The sequence below is a fragment of the Phenylobacterium sp. genome (assembly GCF_030681155.1).
GTDB lineage: Bacteria > Pseudomonadota > Alphaproteobacteria > Caulobacterales > Caulobacteraceae > Phenylobacterium.
Genome location: NZ_JAUXXE010000071.1, coordinates 124,884 through 145,227, shown reverse-complemented (window position 1 = coordinate 145,227; position 20,344 = coordinate 124,884). Strand labels below are relative to the sequence as shown.

Sequence of the window (20,344 nt, the reverse complement as noted above, 5' to 3'; positions counted from 1 at the left end):
GCGGGCTCAAGGGGGCCTTGAGTGTGGCATGTGAGCATTGCCGGAACGTCAGAGACAATAGGCGGTTCCAGGTGATGCGGAAAGCCGTTTGGGATGCGTCAATCAAAAGAAGGCATACAACTTGTGGTTCCTGTCGCTCTGACTCGAACCCGGCTTTATGGTCACGCCATGGCGACGCCCGCCGCTGAACCGAACCTGGACCGTGAGCGCCTGCAGTTAGCGCTGCAATCAGCACGCCTGGGCGAGTACGACTGGGATATGGTCGCCGACGTCCTGCACGTCAGCGAGCGCATGGCCGAAATCACCGGTTTGCCCGCCGGCGAGATCGCCGCCGAGCGGGGCGAGGTCCTTTATCGCGGCGTCCATCCTGAAGACCGCGACAAGACCCGAAAGTTGATGGAAGCGGCCATACGCGCCGAGGGCCGTTTCGAGGTCGAGTATCGCCGCGTCCGCGAGAGCGACGGGCGCGTCGTCTGGGTCAGGTCGTCGGGCATTCTGGTCAGCGACGAGAACGGCCGCCCGTTGCGCATCTGCGGCGTGACCCAGGACATCAGTAATCGCCGTGCCGACGAGGATCGCCGCGGCGCCCTGATGCTCGAGCTGGATCACCGGGTCAAAAACGTGCTGGCGGCGGTGCAGGCCCTGGCCCAGCAAACCGCCAAGCGGACCACGTCGCTCGACAGTTTCCTCAAGACCTTCGCAGGCCGCCTGAAATCCATGGCCTCGGCCAACGAACTGCTGACTGCCGCGCGCTGGCGCGGGGCGGCGGTGGCGCATTTGGCGGCGGCGGAGTTGGGCGGCATCGCGCCCGGCCAGACCCGCTGGGAAGGGCCAGAGCTCTTCCTGACGCCCCGCGCAGCCAACGCCTTGTCGCTGGCGCTGCACGAACTGGCGACGAACGCGGTGAAGTACGGAGCGCTCTCGGTCGAGAACGGCCGGGTCGATGTTCGCTGGACGCGGATCGCCGATGGCGGGTTTGAACTGTTCTGGACCGAAAGCGGCGGGCCGCCGGTTTCCCTGCCGGTGCATCGCGGGTTCGGTACGACCTTGCTCAGCCAGGTCACCGGCCGTGAACTCAACGGCGAGGCGGATGTCGAGTACCGGAGAGCTGGGGTTTGCGTGCGGTTGCGGGCCGGGCCTGCAGCGGTGGTCGACAGCCCAGAGCTGATGCCTGAGGCGCCGACGCCGGAGCGGCTGCCGCCGGCGCCCGTGATCAGCGGTTCCACCGACCTGCGCGGCGCGCGGGTGCTGATTGTCGAAGATGCGGTCCTGCTGGCGCTGGAGCTCGAGACCGGGCTTGCCGAGGCCGGAGCCGAAATCGTAGGCCCCGCCTATGAGCTGGCCGAAGCCATGAGCCTGCTCGACGGGCCGATCGACGCCGCCGTGTTGGACGCAAATCTCAATGGCCTATCGGTGACGCCAGTGGCCGAGGCCCTAGCCGCGCGCGGCGTGCCCTTCGTGTTCGCCACCGGCTATGGCGAGGCTGGCGGCGCTCCGCTGGGCTTTGACGCTCCGGTGATCCGCAAACCCTACGACGTCACCCAGGTCGCCGCCGCCGTCGCAGGCATCCTGGCCAAAACCTAACGGTTCAGAAACTCGATCATCGCCGGGACCGCGGCGCGATCCTGCAGCATGAACATGTGACCACCCTCGAAGAAGCGCAGTTCGGCGGCGGGGATACGGCCGGCCATCAGTTCCAGGCTCTCGGGTTTGGCGATGCCGTCATAGCGGCCGCCGACGACCAGGGTGGGCGCGGTGATCTGCGGCAGGCGCTCCCAGGTGTCGTGATCGGCCCGGGCCTCCAACTGGCGTTCGGCGCCTTCACGGCGGCCGGGTTCACCGGCGAACGGGTCGGCGGCGGTCATCGCGATCAGCTTGGCGTAGGCGTCCGGATTGGCGGCGGCCCACGCTTCATCACGGCGCGTGTCGGAGATGGGCGTCAGGTATTTGGCCCGGGCCTCGCCGGCCAGGTGACCGATTTCGTGGAAGGCGAACGACGAGCCCCCCGCGCCGCCCGGAGAGGTGCAGGCCAACACCAGCCGACGAATCTTGGCTGGATGCCGCAGGGCGAGCTCCTGGGCGACCATGCCGCCAAACGAGACCCCGACCACATGAGCGTGATCCCACCCCTGGCTGTCCATCAGGGCGGCGGCGTCGTCGGCATAGTCGGCCATGGTGTATCGGCGATCTGGCTTGTCGGAACGCCCCAGACCTCGTTGGTCGTAGGAGATCATGTCGAACGCCTTGCCCAGCGGCCCGTCGAACTGGTTGGGCTTGTTGCGCAGGTCCCCGCCAGTGCCGGAGATGAACAGCAGCGGCTCACCCGACCCCGCCCGTTCGAAATAGAGCGAAAGGCCGTTGACGGCGGCGATGGGCATGGGGGCGGTTCCTCTTGGTTTTCCCCATGGGCGGCGCCGGGGCCTTGGCGGTCAACTGGTCTTCGCATTGACAGCGCGCGATCCACCCAGAAACCTCGCCCAGGATTGGGAGGGGCATGAACCAGATTCTGCGTATCGCCGTCGGCCAGAGTCAGGTCGGCCTTGATCACCACGCCAACGGCCGCGAGGTTCGCCGGTTGATGCGCCAAGCGGCCGATATGGGCGCCCAACTCGTGCAATTCCCCGAGGGCGCGGTCTCCGGCTATCCGTCCGGTGAGGGCAAGCTGAGATTGGCCGGCTGGGCTGTCGACTGGGCCGGTTTGAAGGCCGAGCTTGAAGAGACCGCGGCGCTGGCCGACGAACTTTCGATCTGGGTGGTGGCCGGCGCCAACCACCGGCTCGGCGCGCCCAATCGTCCCCACAACAGCCTCTATGTCATCGATGACCAGGGCGCCCTGGCGACTAGGTACGACAAGCGGCGGCTCTCCAATACAGAGGTCACCGGCTGGTACGCGCCGGGGCTGGAACCCGTCATCTTCCCAGTGGGCGGGTTCTCGTTTGGCCTGTCGCTCTGCATCGAGATCAATTTCCCGGAGCTGTTTCTCGACTACGCCGCGCGCGGGGCCGACGTCGTGCTGTTCTCGAGCTTTTCCGAAGATCCGATGTTTGGCGTCATGGCCCAGGCCTATGCCGCGGCCACCAATTGCTGGTTCGGGGTCAGCGTCCCGGCCCAATGCAGCCGCGCGATGGCGTCGGGCGTCATCGGCCCGCACGGACGCTGGCTGGCGCGGTGTCCGGGCGACGGGAGTTCGGGCGTCGTGGTCGCCGATCTCGACCGGGCCGCGCCGAGCCTGGATGTGGCGCTGAACAAGGCCAAACCCTGGCGCGAGATCGCCCGCCGTGGCGAAATCTACGCCGCGGCCAGAGTGGCCGATCCGCGCAGCGACGAACGCCGAGAGTTCTGAAGGGGCGGGAATGAGCACCGAACACCAGGCTCGGCGCGGCGTTGCCTGACGCCTAGACGACTCCCTTGGCGCGCAGCTCGGCGATCGCCTCGGATGTGAGGCCGGCGCCGGCCAGCACCTCGTCGGTATGCTGGCCCAGGCCCGGCCCGGGCCAACGGACCGCGCCGGGGGTTTCGGACATTTTCGGGAAGGCGTTCTGCATCTTGATCTTGCCGAACACCGGATGGTCGGTCTCGACGATCGACTCGCGAGCCTTGAACTGTTCGTGCTCCAGCATGTCGGGCGCGCGGAAGATACGGCCGGCCGGGATGCCCTTGGCTTCCAACAGTTCCAGCAGGGCGTCCAGAGACTGGGTCCTGGTCCAGCCGCTGATGATCTGGTCGAGTTCGGTTTGATTGGCGCCGCGCGCAGCGTGATCGACGAACTTGGGATCGCTCGCCAATTCCGGCCGCCCCATGGTCTCGCACAGCCGAGCATAGACCGTGTCGCCATTTCCGCCGATCAGGATCATCTCGTCGTTTGCGCACGGATAGACGTTGGATGGCGCGATGCCGGGCAGGACCGAGCCTGAGCGCTCGCGGACATAGCCGGTCAGGTCGTATTCGGTGACCAAGTTCTCCATCACCGCCAGCACGCTCTCATAGAGGGCCGCGTCGACGACCTGGCCGCGGCCGGTGCGCTCGCGGGCATGCATCGCCATGGTGATGCCCATGACGGCATGCATGGCGGTCAGGCTGTCGCCGATGGAGATGCCGGCGCGGGCCGGGGGGCGGTCCGGCTCGCCGGTGACGTGCCGCAGTCCGCCCATCGCCTCGCCGATCAGGCCATAGCCCGCGCGGCTGGCATAGGGGCCGGTCTGACCAAAGCCGGAGACGCGGGCCATGATCAGGCGCGGGTTGCGGGCGGCCAGGGCCTCATAGCTCATGCCCCACTTTTCCATGGTGCCGGGTCGGAAGTTCTCGATCAGCACGTCGGCCCCGTCGATCAGGGTCTCGGCGATGGCGCGGCCCTCGGGCGTGCGCAGGTTCAGGCCGACCGATTTCTTGTTGCGGCCGATCACCGGCCACCAGGGCGACAAGCCCTTGGGCAGGCTGCGGCCCCACTGGCGCATTGGGTCCCCGACCTTTGGGTCTTCGATCTTGATCACGTCCGCGCCGAAATCGCCGAGGATCTGGCCGCAGAAGGGGCCGGCGATCAGGGTGCCCATCTCGATCACCCGCAGGCCTTTCAGGGGGCCTTCGTTGGCTGGCGCGGCGGCGCTGTTGGCTTCGGTCACGTTTTCACCCTCCCCGGAACTCATCACGCATCCGTGAGTTTGGAGACGTGCGCAGCTTGTTTGGAGCCGCGTGACCCTTCGTATGTCAATGCCAGGAGTAACCCATGACTCGTCCCCTGTTGATCGCAGGCGCGGCCATCGCCGCCCTTTCGCTCGCCGCCTGCGGCCAGAAGACCGAGACCAAGGGCGCCGCGACGCCCGCGGAACAGGCTGCGACGCCAGACGCCAATCCCGCCGCCACCATCGCCACCCCGGCAGATGAGGCCTCCGCTCCGGTCTTCGTCGAGAAGGCGTCGGCCAGCGACCTGTTCGAGATCGAGGCCGCCAAGCTGGCCCAGGCCACGTCCAAGAACGCCGAGGTGAAGAAGTTCGCCGCCGACATGGTCGCGGCGCATACCAAGTCCACCGCCGCGCTCAAGAAGGCCATTGCTGACGCGGGCCAAACGACCCTGGTGGTCGTGACGGTTCTGCCCGCCGACCTGCAGGCCAAGCTCGACGACCTCAAGAAGGCCGCCAATTTCGATAAGGCCTATATGGAAAATCAGGTCGATGCTCACCAGAGCGCGCTGAACCTGATGCAACGCTACGCCCAGGACGGCGACGTCCCGGCGATCAAGGCCTTCGCGGCTTCCACCGCGCCGGTGGTTCAGCAGCATTTCGACCACGCCAAGACCCTTCGCGACGCCACGAAGTAGGCGCGGGGCCCTAAGGGGCGGCGGCGGGGGTTCACAGAATGAACCTCCGGGCGTATGGCGGCAGTTATGACCGCCTACGTCCTGCCGCCGCCCGCGCCCACAACCGCGCCCGTCGAGGGGGAGGCCGCTGTTTTCCCCATTCGGCGAATCCTCTGTGTGGGCCGCAACTACGCCGCTCACCGCAAGGAAATGGGGGGCGATGACCGCGACCCGCCATTCTTCTTCGCCAAGCCCGCCGATGCGATCGTTCAGCCCGGCCGGCCGGCGCCCTATCCTCCGCTAACCAGCAACCTGCATCATGAGATCGAACTCGTGGTGGCGTTGAAGGGCGGAGGTCGCGACATCGCCGTCGATCAGGCGCTTGACCTCGTCTACGGCTATGCGGTCGGCGTGGACCTTACCCGCCGCGACCTGCAGAACGCCGCCAAGGACAAGGGCCATCCCTGGGATGCTGCCAAGGGCTTCGACGCCTCGGCCCCGATCTCGGCGATCCGCAAATGGGACGGCGCGCCGCCGCAGGGCCGCATCGCGATCTCGGTCAACGGCGAACTTCGTCAGCAGGGCGAGGTCTCCGACATGATCTGGAACGTCGCCGAAATTATCGCCGAGGCTTCCAAGCTCTGGACCCTTGCGCCGGGCGATCTGATCTTCACCGGCACGCCTGAGGGCGTTGGTCCTCTTGAACCCGGCGATGTCGTCACGGGCGAGATCGAGGGCGTGGGAGAGCTGACCTTCACGGTGAGCGCATGACCCTCACGCTGCACTCATACTGGCGCGCCACCGCGCCCTATCGCGTCCGGATCGGGCTCCAGCTCAAGGGGCTCGACTACAGCTATGTCGGGGTCAACCTGCTGAAGGGCGAGCAACACGCCGCCGACTATGTCGCGACCAGGAACGCCCAGCATCTGACGCCGGCGCTGGAGGCCGATGGCAGGGTCCTGACCCAGAGCCTGGCCATCCTGGAATGGCTGGAGGACGTTCATCCCGAGCCGGCCTTGCTGCCGAAAGACGTCTTTGACCGCGCGACCGTGCGGGCCATGGCCGCCATCATCGCCAGCGACATCCATCCGCTGAACAATATGCGCATTCAGAAGGCGCTGACCGACCTGGGCGTCGATGCGCCCGGCCGCGAGGCGTGGAGCCAGCGCTGGATCGTCGATGGCTTCACAGCGCTGGAACCGATGGTCGCAAGGCATGGCCAGGGCTTCGCCTTCGGCGATCAACCCACCATCGCCGACTGTTGCCTGATCCCGCAGGTCTATTCGGCCGGCCGCTACAATGTGGATCTGACGCCGTTCCCGGCGATCCGCGCGGTCGCCGATCACGCCGCCCAGCATCCCGCCTTCATCGCCGCCCAACCCGACAATCAACCGGACGCCGTCCATGCTTGAAGACCTGAAAGAGAACAACCGCATCTGGGCGGCCGGAAAGCTCTCCGTCGATCCGGGGTTCTTCAAGCGACTGGTCGCTCAGCAGAGCCCGGAATATCTCTGGATCGGCTGTTCCGACAGCCGCGTGCCGGCCAACGAGATCGTCAACCTCGATCCCGGCGAGCTGTTCGTTCACCGCAACGTCGCCAACCTCGCCCCGCCGCAGGACGCCAACTACCTGTCGGTGCTGCAGTTCGCGGTCGACGTGCTGAAGGTGAAGCACATCATGGTGGTGGGCCACTATGGCTGCGGGGGCGTGGCCGCCGCCGTGGACGGCAAGCGCCGCGGCCTGGTCGATCACTGGCTGCACCCGATCCGCGAGGTCTATGCCGAGAACCGCGTCGAGCTCGAGTCGCTGCATGACCATGAGCGTCTCGACCGGCTGATCGAGCTGAATGTCATACGCCAGGTGCGCAACGTCGCCTCCGACGTCTTCGTCCAGGACGCCTGGGCGCGGGGCCAGGACCTGTGCGTCCACGGCTGGGTCTATTCGATCGCCAACGGACTGGTCACGGACATGAACTGCGCGATCTCCGGACCTAAGGCGTTGGAAAAGATCATCGACGAGAGCTGAGGCGGCTAAGCGTCGCTGCGCGCCGCCCCCTCACCTAACCTCTCCCGGGGGAGAGGAATGTCTCTTCTCCTCTCCCCGTTGGGGAGAGGCCGGGTGAGGGGTCTTTCTTCTCTATCCCTTGATCCGCACCCTGGCCGTCGCCTTGCGGCCCTCACCGTCGACGACGGTGATCCGGTAGAATCCCGGCCCCTTGGGTCGCCAGATCACCCGCCCGCTGACCGGATCGGGGGCCAGCGGCTCCCCGGCCACATACCACGACAGGTTCTCGCCGCCGGCCGCCAGCGCCAGCCCCCGCGAGGTGGGGCCGAAGGCCTCGACCTGCACGCTCGAACCGTTCGGCGGGAAGATCAGCCGGGGGCCCTCGTTGCGTTGCTCCAGCTTGGCGAGCGCTTCAGGCGCGGCGCGCGGCGCGATCGGGCGCGGAGCCGAGGGCGGGGCGTCGATCAGGTCGGCGGTGTCAAACAGCAGCGGCAGGGCGGCGTCGCGACCGGTCAGCCCACCGCGCGCGCCGCCATCCGCACGGCCGGTCCACACCACGATCACATAGGGACCCACCACCCCGGCGGCCACGGCGTCGCGGAAGCCGTAGGAGGTGCCGGTCTTGAAGGCCATGACCGGCCGTCCCTTGGTCAGGGCGGCGGGGGTCGATCCGGCGGGTGGCGGGGTCTCGCGCAGGATATCCAGCACCTGGGTCGCCGCTTCAGCCCGCATCAGCCGGCGTCCGCCCTGGCGACGGCGGTGCTCGGCCTGATCTTCCGTCCAGGCCAGCGGCTTGGCGACTCCGCCATCGCCGAGCGCGGCGTAGAGCACCGCTAGATCGCGCATGGTGATCCCAACCCCGCCGAGGGCGAGCGCCAAGCCTGCCGAGCGGGTCTGGGCCTTGGGGCGAACCAGATTGACGCCGACTGCATCGAAGCGCGCCTCGAAGGCGCCGGGACCGACCTTGTCCAGCAGTTCCACGGCCGGGACGTTCAGCGAGTTGGTCAGGGCCTCGCGCGCAGTGACCTTGCCGCGAAACACACGGTCGAAGTTCGCGGGCTGATAGTCGCCGAACCGGCGGGCGGCGTCCTCGATCTGGGTGTCGGGCGCAGCGATGCCGTCGTCGAACGCAAAGCCATAAATGAACGGCTTCAGCGCCGAGCCCGGCGAGCGCACGGCGCGGGTCATGTCGATCCAGCCGCCTGGGCGCTGCAACCCGCCGGAGCCGACGGCGGCGCGGACGGCGCGGCCTTCGATCTCGACGACCAGGATCGCGGCGGTGGCTTCCGGCCCTTGGGCGCGGGCGACCTGGGCGGCGAGCGGTTCCAGGCGCGTTTGCAGGCCAGCATCTATGGTCGAGACGACCGAGGCCTGGTGGTCGGGCGCGGCGCGCGCCAACTCGCCGGCGACGTGCCAGGCCAGGGCCGGGAAGGGCGCGCGGCCGGGCAGCGGCTCCTCCTGCGCCTCGGCGGCGTCGACCTCGGTCAGGGCGCCCATGCGGACCATCTTGTCGAGCACCTGCTGGCGTGCGGCGCGGGCGGCCTCAGGGCGACGGTCTGGCCTGCGGGCCTCCGGCGACTGCGGCAGGGCGATCAGCAGAGCCTGTTCGCCGGCCGTCAGTGTTTCAGGCTCATGGCCGAAGTAGGAGAGACTGGCGGCCCGCACCCCCTCCAGATTGCCGCCATAGGGCGCCAGCGTCAGATAGAGCGCCAGGATCTCGCGCTTGGAGAGGCGCGCCTCAAGCTGCACGGCGCGGACTATTTCGATCAGCTTGGCGGGCAAGGTCCGGGGGCGGGGTTCGAGCAGGCGCGCGGTCTGCATGGTCAGGGTCGAGGCGCCTGAACTCACCCGGCCGGAAGCCACGGCCGATCCGGCGGCCCGGACGACAGCCAAGGGATCGACGCCGGGGTGCAGCCAGAAGCGGCCGTCCTCGATCTTGATCAGGCGCTTGGTGAAGGTGGCGTCGGTGCGGTCCAGATCGGCGCGGATTCGCCAGCGGCCATCTTCCACCGGCAAAGCGCGCAGCCAGGCGCCCCGCCGATCGAGGGTCACGGGCGACGAGCGTTCGGCCCGCGTCATGTCGGGCGGGAGCAGTGCGTCCAGCGCAAACGCCGCCACCTGCGCCGAGAGCAGGCCGATCAGGCTGAGGGTGATGACGCGAGTTTTTCCTCCCGCATTTATGGGGGAGGGGGACCGCGAAGCGGTGGCGGGGGCGAGACCGGGCTCGGCGCCTGGGGCCGCCCCCTCCACCACGCTGCGCGCGGTCCCCCTCCCCCGCTGCGCAGGGGAGGAAAGCGACCAGAGTCTCCTCATAGCCCGGGCGCGATCACCGTGCGGTCGGCGGCGGTGCGGGCGTTCAGGCTTGGGCGGTACATGTCGTGGGCCTGGGCGCCGGGCAGGAGGAAGTCGCCCGGCGTCACCGCTCGCGCAACATAGGCGAAGGTGAAGCTGGACTTGCCGGCAAGGTCCATCGAGGCGACGTAGCGGTCGTCTCGCGCCTCTTGGACGTCGGCGCTGGATAGCTCACCCAGGAACTTGAACGGCCCGCTCTGGGCGTCGTCGGGACCGAGCACGGTCTCGATTTCGAAGCCGGCCGGCAGCGGGTCGTCCACCACCAACGCCATGGTCCGCGCCTGAGCCGAACGGCCCGACACCACCACGATCACCCGGTCGCCCTGGGTCAGGCTGGCGGCATCCACCGATCCGCCCGAGAAGCCGACCAGCCGCTTGGAGAGCGAGAGGCCGTTTTCCTCAGCCGCCGGCGCAACCACCGGCGTGCCGGTGACCGTGACCATCCGCCAGAGCGCGCCCTTGCCGGCGTTCACGAACTGAGCCTCGGCCAGCTTGCCGACCGCCCAGCGGGGGGCGCCGCCGGTCGCGCCCAGCGGGATGGCCCCCTTGGCGTCGATCTTGATGGCGCCGGCCGCCTTCAGCATCCAGTGGGCGGCCTGCAGCAGGCGCGCTTGTTCCTGGGTGTTGAGGGAATCTGGATCCTTCACGGCGTTTTCCAGACGGGTCTGGAGGCTGCGGGCCAGTTCGACGTCGCCGGCCTCATAGGCCAGGGCCACAACGGCGGCCACGTCGCGCAACGGGCTTTGATACCAGTCGCTGTCGTCCCGGAAGCCGAGCGAGCGAGCGGCCTGACGCATGGCTGAGCGGGCGCGCGCCTTGTCGCCCATGAGGGCGAGGCCTGCGCCGACCTGGGCCTTGGCCAGCGGCGAGGCCTCGTTCTTCATCTGCACGTCGTGCCACCAGCGCAGGCGGGCCAGATCGCCGCGTCCGCCCTTGGCCAGCACATAGAGCGCATAGGCCGAGGCGCGGCTGCGCATCCGCTCTGTCGCCTTCTTGGAGGCTTCGGGCGAGCCGGCCCACCACTGCGGATATTCCATGCGATAGGACACCGAGGCCCAGCCCTCCGGTCGCGAAACTTGGCGCATGGCCGACAGCGCCCGGTCGATGGCCTCCTGCGGCACCGGGGCGCCGGCCTTCTGCGCCTCGAGCATGAAGTCGGTGACATAGGCGCCGAGCCAGGGGTCGGCCTCGCCGTCCCCGACCCGCCAGAGGCCGAAGGCCCCATCCAAGGTCTGCCGATCCAGCAGCCGCCCGACCGCGCCGCCCAGCGCCGCCGAGGACCGCTTGACCTTGGGGTCGCTGGAGACCTCGGCTGCGTAGAGGAGCGGATAGGCGGCCGATACCGTCTGTTCTGTGCAACCGAACGGATAGCGCGACAGCGCCACGGCGATGGGGCCAGGATCGAACCCGCGGAACGGCGAGTAGCTGACTTGCAGTGTGGTGTCGCCGGCCGCCAGCCCGGCCAGCAGGCCCGGCGCGGGGGTATAGGCCGCGCCCGGCTGTTGCAGTTCAAAGGTCGTGCGGGTGATCGGGCTCCAGCCCAGCCGCGTCTGGATTGGATAGTCGCGGGCGGTGGTGAAGCCGGGGCCGGTGACCTTGAAGCCGATCTTGCCGATGCCGGCGCGATTGGGGGCGTTGAAGGCGATCCGCTCGGCGATCCGCTGCCCGAGCGCCAGTTCGAAGGCCTTGCGGAACGGCGCGATGACGCCGCCCTGCGAGGTCAGTTCGGCGATGTAGGAGCCGACCCTGCCCTCCAGGTTGTGGAGTTCCAGGGTCGCGAAGGCCTTGTCGCCCGGGGCCAGGAAGCGGGGCAGGGAGAGGTCCGTCACCACCGGCTCTCGCACGGTCAGCGGCTTGGAGGCTGAGCCGACTGCGGTGTCGGTCCAGGCCACCGCCATCAGCCGCAGTTCGCCGTTGAACTCTGGCGCTGGCAGCTTGATCACCGCCTTGCCGTCCATGCCGGTCTCGACAACGCCCGACCACAGGGCGACGGTCTTGATCGGTGTGACCGTCAGACCCTCGCCGCCGATGCCGTCCGCGCCGAAGTTCACATTGGCCGGGGCTCCCAGATTGGGATCGAGCAGGCGGCCATAATCGTCGCGGTAGTTGAGCGTCAGGGCCCGCTTGCCGAAGTACCATTTCACCGGATCGGGGCTCTGGAACTTGGTGAGCTGCAGGATGCCCTCGTCGACGGCCGCCAGGGTCACCCGCGCGCGGCCGCCAAAGCCGGCGCCCTTGATGGTGATCGGGATCTCCAGCATCGCCTTGGAGTCGACCTTGGCGGGGGTGTTCAGCTCGACGCTCAGCTTCCGATCCTTGGGATCGAGCGGCACGTAGACGAGGCCGAGCGCACGGCGCGGCTTGGGCGAGGCGACGGGATCGCGCGGCTGCACGACGCTGACCAGCACATAGGCCCCGCCGCCCCAGGCGGCGCTGGTCTTGAGGCGCACGGTCGCGCCGTCCTTGCCGACGGTAACGGTCTTGAAGTCGATCAACCGGTCGGTGGCGACAGCGATCTGCGCCTCGCCGGCATATGGCGGCTTCAGGGTGATCTCGACGGTGTCGCCTTGGGCGTAGGTCTTGGTTCCGGCGCTGACGCGAACGAAGTCCGGCGCCTCGACGTCCTTGGCGGGCGAACCCCAGCCGGAGGCGAAGCGGATGACGCTCTTGGCGCCGCCCGCACCGGTCAACTCCAGGCGATAGTCGCCCCAGCCGAGCCGGCGCGAGATGCGCGCGGGTTGGCCCGCAGCGATGTTTATCGTGCCGCGCGCCACGACCACGTCGCGGCTGGTGCGTCGCCATTGCCAGCGGCCGTCCTGCTGGAACCAGTCATAGTCCCAGTTCTCGGCGATCAGATTGTAGGTGACGCCGTTGGCGGCGACGCGCTGGCCGGTCGCGTTGGCGGCGATCAGGTCCACCGAGATCGTGGGGTCACCGCCGGCGGGGGCGTCGCCCTGGTCGATCTTGGCGCCCAGATAGACCGGCTTGGTGCGGACCTTGAGGTTCAGCCCTTCGCGGACCGGCCGCCCGCCGGGCTCGAATACACTGGCGGTGAAGACGGCCAGCAGCGGCTGGGGCGTATCGCCGGCTTCCTCCGACGACAGCGCCAGGATCGCGCGGCCGTCGCCGTCGGTGACGGTCTGGCCGAGTTCGAGGAATTTCTCCTCGAACGGCTGGCGCTGGTCGCCCCACTGGTAGCCTTCGAACTGCGGGAAGGGGTTGGGATCGACGCGCAGCCGCGCCTCGCCCTGGGTTTGCAAACCCGCGCCGGCCGCGCCGTAGAGGAAGCGGGCGGTGACGTCGATCTTGCGGGTCTCACCGCCCTTCAGCGGGACCTGCTCTTGGCCGACGGCGGTGACCGCAAGACGCTGGGGTGCGAAGTCTTCGACCGCGAAAGAGATATCGCCGGCGGGCTTGTCCAGGCCGTCGATTTCCAACCGCGCGCTCCAGCGGCCGCGCGGGGCGCTCTTGGGCAGGGCGATGTCGGTGGCGATCGCGCCCAGCGGCGCCTTGTCGAAGGCGTAGCGCTTGAATTCCACGCCCGAGGGGCGGCGGACGACGATCACGCCCTTGCGGTCCTTGACCGCCTTGGCCTCACGGTCGCGGAGCAGAGCGTTCAGGTGGACGGTCTCGCCGGGGCGATAGATGCCGCGGTCGGTGTAGAGGTAGCCGTCAACGGCCGAGCCGACCGATCGACCCGACGTGCCGCTGGCTTCATCGGCGCGCCCGCCGACGCCCTGCTTCGACAGATCGACCGGCGCGCGGTCCAGGTCCAGCACCGCCAGGTCACCGTCGGCGCCGTAGGCCATCACCATCTTGGCGTCGGCCGCGCCCTCGCCGTCGAGCAACGGACGGTCGAACCGCACGCGCCCCTGGGCGTCGCTGCGGGCCTCAGCCAGGTCCTCACCGTTGCGGGCCACCAGCGCCACACGGACGCCGGGCATGACCTTGGCGGTCTTCAGCGAGCGGACCACGACGTCCAGCGCCTCCGAACCGTCGTAGGCCAGCAGCGCCATGTCGGTGAACACCACCCAGCGCCGGGCCTGGGCCGGCGGATTGGGGTCATAGCCGTCGTTATCTCCGGTCTTGATCGCCCGGCCGCCGGAGCCGTCGCGGACCTTGATGACATAGGCGCCGGGTTTCATTTCCTTCAGCACTGCGCCGAGCGGGAAGACGGTGGTGGTGCGCTCGCCGGCGCCCTGTGCGGTGACCGGGAGCTCGCCCTTCCAGACTACGCGGCCTTCGTCATCCGGGCTGTCGGAGCCGTAGTCGTCGGGATACTGGCCCTCGCCGGTCGGATCGGGGGCGCTGATCGACTTGCGGACCAAGTTACGGTCCACGACGCGCCAGACCTCGACCTGCAGGCGGCTGACATTGACGGTCTCGATGCCGATGCCGTCGGCGTCCTCGCGCGGCAGGATCACGCCCTCGCCGGCGAAGCCGACATAGGGCGGCTTCTCGCCGAAGGTGAAGTCGATGTCGGCGTTGGCGGCCAGGGTCTCGCCGCCCTTGGCGGGCAAGCCCTTCAGCAGGGTGACGCGGCGGTCGGTGAAGCCGGTCCCGGCCACGCAGAGCTCCGCGCCCTTTACCGAGACAGCGGGGCTGGAGCCGAGGTCGGGTGAGACCAGCACGAAGTCGGCGTAGGACTTTGAAGGATCGAGCGGCCGGGTCAGCTCGACGCAGGCCTGCGGCTCGGCGCGGCTGGTGTCGATGCGGTGGCGCCAGACGGCGAAGCCTTCAGGTTTGGGAATGCCGCGACGGGCGGCGCCGGCCGCGCGCGGCTTGCCGAACAACGACCAGCCTTGTGCGCCGGGCTCCAGCTTGGCGCTGGCTTCCGGCTTGCCAAACGAGAGACCATCGAAGCCCTTGGCCGCCAGTACGCCGCCGCCGAACGCCGCAACCAGAAGGCCGGCCGCCAGCAGTCCTGAGACCCGGCTGGCGCGGATCTTGGTCCACCAGTTATGGCGGGGCGTTTGTGAGCCCACGGTCGGCGTCTCGTCGCTCGGCATAAGGCCCCTCTCGACTGGCAGAATGTCGCAAGGGACGCGAAAGGGGCCGAGGCGTCAATTGATGGTGGCGATATCGGGCGCCGCGCCTCTTCCCCTCCGCTCGTCATCCTCGGGCTCTTGTCCCGGGGATCCATACACGTCGCCTATCACGGCAAACCTCAACCGCGGTGTCTATGGATGGCCGGCTCAAGAGGCCGGCCATGACGAACCGAAGGGGGGTGTGTCAGCGCAGCGCCAGGGTTAGGGCCTTCGCCTGCAGATAGTCGTCGATCCCATAGGTCGAGCCTTCGCGCCCAAACCCCGACTGCTTCACGCCGCCGAAGGGGTTGGCGGCGTTGGAGATCAGGCCCGAATTGATCCCGACTATGCCGGACTCGATGGCGCGTCCGACCCGCATGGCGCGGTTCAGGTCGTCGGAGAACAGGAACGCCGCCAGGCCGAATTCCGAGGCGTTGGCGCGGGAGATCGCCTGTTCCTCAGTGTCGAAGGTGAAGACGGGGACCAGCGGGCCAAAGGTTTCCTCGTGGCAGAACAACTCGTCGTCACCCCCGGCGATCACCGTGGGTTGGAAGTAGCTGCCGGTCATTCGTTGACCGCCCGTCAGGACCTTGCCCCCGGCCGCCACCGTGCGGGCGATGTGGTCTTCAACCTTTGTCACGCCCTTCTCGTCGATCAGCGGTCCGATCTCGGTGTCGGGCGCAAAGGGATCGCCGACCTTCAGCGCGGCCACTCGCATGGTCAGCGCTTCGAGATAGGCGTCCTTGATCCCGGCCTGGACGTAGACCCGGTTGGGGCAGACGCAGGTCTGGCCGCCGGCCCTGAACTTGCCGGCCACCGTGCCGCTCACCGCCACTTCAAGGTCCGCGTCGTCGAACACCAGCAGGGGCGCGGCGCCGCCCAGTTCCATCGACATCCGCTTGAGCGTCGGAGCGCACTGGGCCGCCAGCTTGCGGCCGACCGAGGTCGAGCCGGTGAATGAGAGTTTGCGGATCAGTTCGGACCCGGTCAGACGTCCGCCGACCACGTCCTGTCCGCCGCTGACCACCGAGAAGCACTCGGCCGGGATCCCGGCTTCCAGCGCCAGGGCCGCCAAGGCCAGGCCTGTGAAGGGCGTCGCCGAGGCCGGCTTCAGCACCACGGGGCAACCGGCGCAAAAGGCGGCGGCCGCCTTGCGGGTGATCATGGCGGCGGGGAAGTTCCAGGGCGTGATGGCGGCCACCGGGCCAACGGGTTCGCGGAAGGCCAGGATCAGGTCCTCGCCGTTCGGGCTCTCGATGGCCTTGCCGTCCAGCCGTTCGGCCATGCCCGCGAACCAACGGATGAACGAGTTGGCGTAGCGCACTTCGTCGAGCGCCTCTTTCCACGGCTTGCCGTTCTCCAGCGAGATCAGGGCCGCAAGGCCATCCTCATTCTGTGTGACCAAGTCTGCCCAGCGAGCCAGGATGTCGCCTCGCGCCTTGCCCTTGGTCCGGGCCCAGGCAGGGAAGGCGCCTGCTGCGGCGTCGATCGCCTGATCGACCTGCGCGGCGGACAACTTGGGCACGCGCCCCAGCAGAGACCCGTCAGCGGGGCTGTGGACTTTGATGGCGTCGTCGCCGGCTGGAATCCACTTGCCCGCGACCAGGGCGGCTTCGCGGACCAGCGCCCGGCCCTGAGCCTTCAGGTGGTCCGCAGGCGGTTGATCTGACATCGAAATTCCTCCATCGGCGCTCGCCTGACTATTAGCGCGAAGGGTCCCGATAGGCTCCGATCAACTTTTTCGTGTTGCGGCGCACTTTCCGCAACGCTTGACTCAGGTGGGCGTTGTGGTTGTCATTGAACCGACATGCCGCATTGCAGCATAGATTTGTGGAGGCGTTTATGACGGATTTTCCGTTCGCCTACTCCCTGGCCCACGCCGAATCCGGCTGGACTTGGCGGATCTTCGACGAGGAGGGCGAAACCGTCGCCCAGGGCCTCGATCTAAGTCAATCGGCCGCCCAGGCGGCGGTTGAGAGCGCGATTCGCATGGCGGCCTCGGAGGCCCGCGCCTAACCACGAACCTTGACGGTGGATCAAGCTGGCGCTCCTCTGCGGCCAGCGCGGCGCATGCCGCATTCTCCGCTCAGGGACGTTTCTGATTATGAAATCCCAATTGCTGGCCGCTACGGCGGTCGCTCTGCTGGCCTTTGGGCCGGCATCCGCCCAAGGCTCCAAGCCAACGGCCGCAGAGGCCAAGGCGTTCGTCGATAAGGCCGAGGCCGAGTTGGCGGCCTTCAGCCCCTACGTCAATCGCTCGTCCTGGGTGCGCGCCACCAATATCACCGAGGACACCCAGTGGCTGGAAGCCAAGGCGACCAGCGAACAGAACGAACTGGTCACGCGCTATGCGATGCAGGCGGCCAAGTATAACGGCGTGGCGGTTGATCCGGTCACCGCTCGTAAGCTGAAGCTGCTGAAGCTCTATCTGGTCTCGCCGGCCCCTGACCGACCCGGCGCGGCGGCCGAACTGGCGACCCTGACCACCCGCATGGATTCGACCTATTCCAGCGGCAAGTTCCAGCACAAGGGCAAGACCCTGACCTTGAACGACGCCGAGGACATCCTGGCCGATAGTCGCGACCCGGCCGAGCTGAAGGCGGTGTGGGAGGGTTGGCACTCGATCGCCAAGCCGATCAAACCGGACTACGTGAAATTCGCCGCGCTTTCCAACGAAGGCGCCCGCGGCCTGGGGTTCAAGGACACCGGCGCGCTGTGGCGGTCAAACTATGACATGGATCCCGACGCCTTCGCCGCAGAGACTGACCGCCTGTGGAAGCAAGTCGAGCCGTTCTACAAGAACCTGCACTGCTATGTACGCGGCCAGCTCAACGACAAGTACGGCGACGCCGTGCAGAAGCGTACCGGTCCGATCCGCGCCGACCTGCTGGGCAATATGTGGGCTCAGCAGTGGGGCAACATCTATGACGTGGTGCAGCCCAAGGGCGCGGCCTCCAGCTACAGCCTCGACAAGCTGCTGGTCGCCAAGGGCTATGACCCGATCAAGATGGTGAAGACCGGCGAGAACTTCTATTCGTCGGTGGGGATGAGCCCGTTGCCGGAGACCTTCTGGGCGCGCTCGATGATCACCCGTCCGCGCGATCGCGAAGTCGTCTGCCACGCCTCGGCCTGGAACATCGATGACCGCGACGACATCCGCATCAAGATGTGCACCAAGGTCAACGGCGAAGACTTCTACACCGTCCACCACGAGCTTGGGCACAACTACTACCAGCGCGCCTACAAGGATCAGCCGTTCCTGTTCAAGAACGGTGCGAACGATGGCTTCCACGAAGCGATCGGCGATTTCGTCGGATTGTCAGCCCTGACCCCGACCTATCTCCAGCAGATCGGGCTGATCGATCAGGCTCCGGGCGCCGACGAGGACATTCCGTTCCTGATGAAGATGGCGCTCGACAAGATCGCCTTCCTGCCGTTCGGCCTGATGGTCGATCGCTGGCGCTGGGAGGTGTTCTCCGGCGAGGTCACGCCGGACCACTACAACGACGCCTGGTGGAAACTGCGTTTGAAGTACCAGGGCCTGGCTCCTCCCGGGGACCGACCGGCCGACGCCTTCGATCCGGGGGCGAAGTACCACGTGCCCGGCAACACGCCCTACACGCGCTACTTCCTGGCTCACATCTACCAGTTCCAGTTCCACCGCGCGGCCTGCCAGCAGATCGGCTGGAAGGGACCGCTGCATCGCTGCTCGGTCTATGGCGAGAAGGAGATGGGGCAGAAGTTCAACGCCATGCTGGAAATGGGCGCCTCGAAGCCCTGGCCTGAGGCGCTCGCCACCTTCACCGGCGAGAAGACCGTCGACGCCAGCGCTGTGGCCGATTACTTCCAGCCGCTGAATGCTTGGCTGACGGTCCAGAACAAGGGCGAAAACTGCGGCTGGTAAAGTCGTGACGGCGCCAGACCCCGAATAAGCTCTGCCTTAACCCTGTCTGGCGCCGCTTCCTTTACCGTGCTCTGCCAAGCTCCCCGGGATTCCTCAAAAGGGGGCCGGGCGTGCAATATAAAGACATTCCATCGGAGCGACTCCTGTCGCGCCTGAAGGCGCAGCTGCAGGTCAAGTTGAAGGCTGGCTTGCGTGACGAGCGTGGCGCGACCGCCGTGTTCTTCGCGGTCGGCTTGGTGCTGTTGGCGCCCGCGGCTCTGGGCCTGGTCGATGTCTATCTGACCACCACCCAGCGGGCGGAGCTTCAGGACGCGCTGGACACCGCGACGCTATACGCCGCGCGGTCGGACAAGATGACCGACGCCGAACTGAAGACGGTCGGGCAGGCGGCTCTCGTGTCCAACCTCAGGCTGCCTGAAGGGCAGAAGCTGGTTTCGTCCGACTTCAAGCTCGCGGCCGACAAGATCACCGTCGTGGGCACCGCCCAGATCGAGGCGCCGGGCGTCGGGCCAAAGCTTTGGGAGCGGGCCGACCTTACGGCCAATTCCGAAGTCCTGCGCAACTCGAACAACGTCGAAGTCGCCCTGGTGCTGGATACGACCGGCTCGATGTCAGCCAACATGGCCAACCTGCGCACCGCCGCCAACGACCTAGTCACCCTGGTCATCAAGGATCAACAGAAGCCGTACTACACCAAGGTCGCCTTGGTGCCCTACGCCGTCGGCGTAAACGTCGGCTCCCTCGCTGACGCCGCCCGCGGCGTGCTGGTCGGGCCGGTCAAGATCAGTTCCATCGCGCTGAATGGTACGCGTGTAGAGGTCACGACGAGCACACCTCATGCTCTCGTGACGGGGGATCGTGTTTTGCTCGCCAGCACCGGAAAGAGCATCACCCCCAGCAACGGCAGCAAGGTCTCTCTTGATGCCGAATATGTCGTCACTTGGCGCGCTGACAACAAGTTCTCGCTCGACGGCGTGACCGGTGCGTTGAGCGGCACCCTGGGGTCCAGCGCTGCATCACAGTGTCTGCAAGAGGGCTGCAAGCAATACAGCTTCGTCAGCGCCTCGAATAATGCGCGTAAGCTATTCGCAAGCACCAACTGCGTAAGCGAACGGGTTGGGAGCGAGGCCTATACGGATGCGGGACCCGGCGTGGCGGGTGTCGGACGCCTCTATCAGCCGCCCAGTAATCTCAATAACCCCTGTTCGTCGGCGGCGATCATGCCGCTGACCTCCAGTAAGGATTTGCTGAAACAGCGGATCGACGGTCTGACCGATTCAAGCTCAACAGCCGGCCAGATTGGCCTAGCGTGGGGCTGGTACATGGTGTCGCCGGAGTGGGGTTCGTTCGTCAACGCCGTGAGCGCTGATAGCGTGCCGGCGCCCTACAACAAGCCCCAGACGCTGAAGGTGGTTATCCTGATGACCGACGGCGCTTTCAATACACCCTACTGCAAGGGTGTCATCGCTTCGGACGCCGGCAGCGGTAGCGGCAACGCTTCCGACCACATCAAATGCTCGGCGACCAACGGCGATCCGTTCGCCCAGGCCGACAAGCTCTGCAAGAATATCAAGGAAAAGGGCGTGTTTATCTACACGGTCGGGTTCAATGTCGGCAGCGACGCCAAGGTCAAGAAGCTGATGAACGACTGCGCGACCTCGGCCGAGTACGTCTACATGCCGGCCAACGGCACGCAGTTGAAGGTAGCGTTCCGGGCGATCGCCCAGGACATCAACTCGCTTCGGATCTCGAAATAGCAGAGCG

General features: G+C 67.3%; 14 protein-coding genes. 9 read left to right on the top strand and 5 right to left on the bottom strand.

Annotation, left to right across the window (positions count from 1 at the left end; genetic code table 11):
- Nucleotides 1-168: 168 nt before the first annotated feature.
- The gene (locus tag Q8M13_RS19240; RefSeq protein ID WP_305301809.1) at nt 169-1,584 is read left to right on the top strand and encodes an HWE histidine kinase domain-containing protein; all 1,416 of its coding nucleotides are present in this window, start codon (nt 169-171) and stop codon (nt 1,582-1,584) included.
- On the opposite strand, the gene Q8M13_RS19235 is transcribed toward Q8M13_RS19240, so the two are convergent.
- On the bottom strand, nt 1,581-2,378 hold the full coding sequence (locus Q8M13_RS19235) for an alpha/beta fold hydrolase (RefSeq protein WP_305301808.1): 798 nt from the start codon (nt 2,376-2,378) through the stop codon (nt 1,581-1,583). The genes Q8M13_RS19240 and Q8M13_RS19235 overlap by 4 nt on opposite strands.
- 116 nt (nt 2,379-2,494) lie before the next feature.
- On the opposite strand from Q8M13_RS19235, the gene Q8M13_RS19230 reads away from it, so the two are divergent.
- Nucleotides 2,495-3,343, top strand: coding sequence for a carbon-nitrogen hydrolase family protein (locus Q8M13_RS19230; RefSeq protein ID WP_305301807.1), 849 nt, complete (start codon nt 2,495-2,497; stop codon nt 3,341-3,343).
- A gap of 52 nt (nt 3,344-3,395) precedes the next feature.
- On the opposite strand, the gene Q8M13_RS19225 is transcribed toward Q8M13_RS19230, so the two are convergent.
- The gene (locus Q8M13_RS19225; protein WP_370870109.1) at nt 3,396-4,643 is read right to left on the bottom strand and encodes a CaiB/BaiF CoA transferase family protein; all 1,248 of its coding nucleotides are present in this window, start codon (nt 4,641-4,643) and stop codon (nt 3,396-3,398) included.
- 80 nt (nt 4,644-4,723) lie between these two features.
- On the opposite strand from Q8M13_RS19225, the gene Q8M13_RS19220 reads away from it, so the two are divergent.
- The 4 genes from Q8M13_RS19220 (at nt 4,724) to Q8M13_RS19205 (ending at nt 7,318) form a co-directional block, all read left to right on the top strand.
- The gene (locus Q8M13_RS19220; protein WP_305301804.1) at nt 4,724-5,314 is read left to right on the top strand and encodes a DUF4142 domain-containing protein; all 591 of its coding nucleotides are present in this window, start codon (nt 4,724-4,726) and stop codon (nt 5,312-5,314) included.
- Between the two features lie 66 nt (nt 5,315-5,380).
- On the top strand, nt 5,381-6,064 hold the full coding sequence (locus tag Q8M13_RS19215; RefSeq protein ID WP_305301802.1) for a fumarylacetoacetate hydrolase family protein: 684 nt from the start codon (nt 5,381-5,383) through the stop codon (nt 6,062-6,064).
- Entirely contained in the window at nt 6,061-6,705 is a 645-nt protein-coding gene (maiA, locus tag Q8M13_RS19210; protein WP_305301800.1) for a maleylacetoacetate isomerase, read from the top strand. Before Q8M13_RS19215 ends, maiA begins: the two co-directional genes overlap by 4 nt.
- A complete protein-coding gene (locus Q8M13_RS19205; protein WP_304807766.1) occupies nt 6,698-7,318 on the top strand; it encodes a carbonic anhydrase in 621 nt (206 codons plus the stop codon). The genes maiA and Q8M13_RS19205 overlap by 8 nt, the downstream gene beginning before the upstream one ends.
- Nucleotides 7,319-7,429: 111 nt before the next feature.
- Here Q8M13_RS19205 and pbpC read toward each other — a convergent pair whose 3' ends face one another.
- The 3 genes from pbpC to Q8M13_RS19190 form a co-directional block, all read right to left on the bottom strand.
- Entirely contained in the window at nt 7,430-9,610 is a 2,181-nt protein-coding gene (pbpC, locus tag Q8M13_RS19200) for a penicillin-binding protein 1C (RefSeq protein WP_370870108.1), read from the bottom strand.
- A complete protein-coding gene (locus Q8M13_RS19195; RefSeq protein WP_305301797.1) occupies nt 9,607-14,658 on the bottom strand; it encodes an alpha-2-macroglobulin in 5,052 nt (1,683 codons plus the stop codon). Before Q8M13_RS19195 ends, pbpC begins: the two co-directional genes overlap by 4 nt.
- Before the next feature lie 223 nt (nt 14,659-14,881).
- Nucleotides 14,882-16,348 carry an NAD-dependent succinate-semialdehyde dehydrogenase gene (locus Q8M13_RS19190; protein ID WP_305301795.1) on the bottom strand — a complete coding sequence of 489 codons (1,467 nt, stop codon included), beginning with the start codon at nt 16,346-16,348 and terminating at the stop codon, nt 14,882-14,884.
- 170 nt (nt 16,349-16,518) lie between these two features.
- On the opposite strand from Q8M13_RS19190, the gene Q8M13_RS19185 reads away from it, so the two are divergent.
- From Q8M13_RS19185 to Q8M13_RS19175, 3 genes are all read left to right on the top strand, one after another.
- Nucleotides 16,519-16,692 carry a hypothetical protein gene (locus Q8M13_RS19185; RefSeq protein ID WP_305301794.1) on the top strand — a complete coding sequence of 58 codons (174 nt, stop codon included), beginning with the start codon at nt 16,519-16,521 and terminating at the stop codon, nt 16,690-16,692.
- An 88-nt stretch (nt 16,693-16,780) separates the two neighbouring features.
- Nucleotides 16,781-18,580, top strand: a complete 1,800-nt coding sequence (locus tag Q8M13_RS19180) for a M2 family metallopeptidase (protein ID WP_305301793.1) — start codon at nt 16,781-16,783, stop codon at nt 18,578-18,580.
- A gap of 110 nt (nt 18,581-18,690) precedes the next feature.
- A complete protein-coding gene (locus Q8M13_RS19175) occupies nt 18,691-20,337 on the top strand; it encodes a TadE/TadG family type IV pilus assembly protein (protein ID WP_305301792.1) in 1,647 nt (548 codons plus the stop codon).
- Nucleotides 20,338-20,344 lie beyond the last annotated feature (7 nt).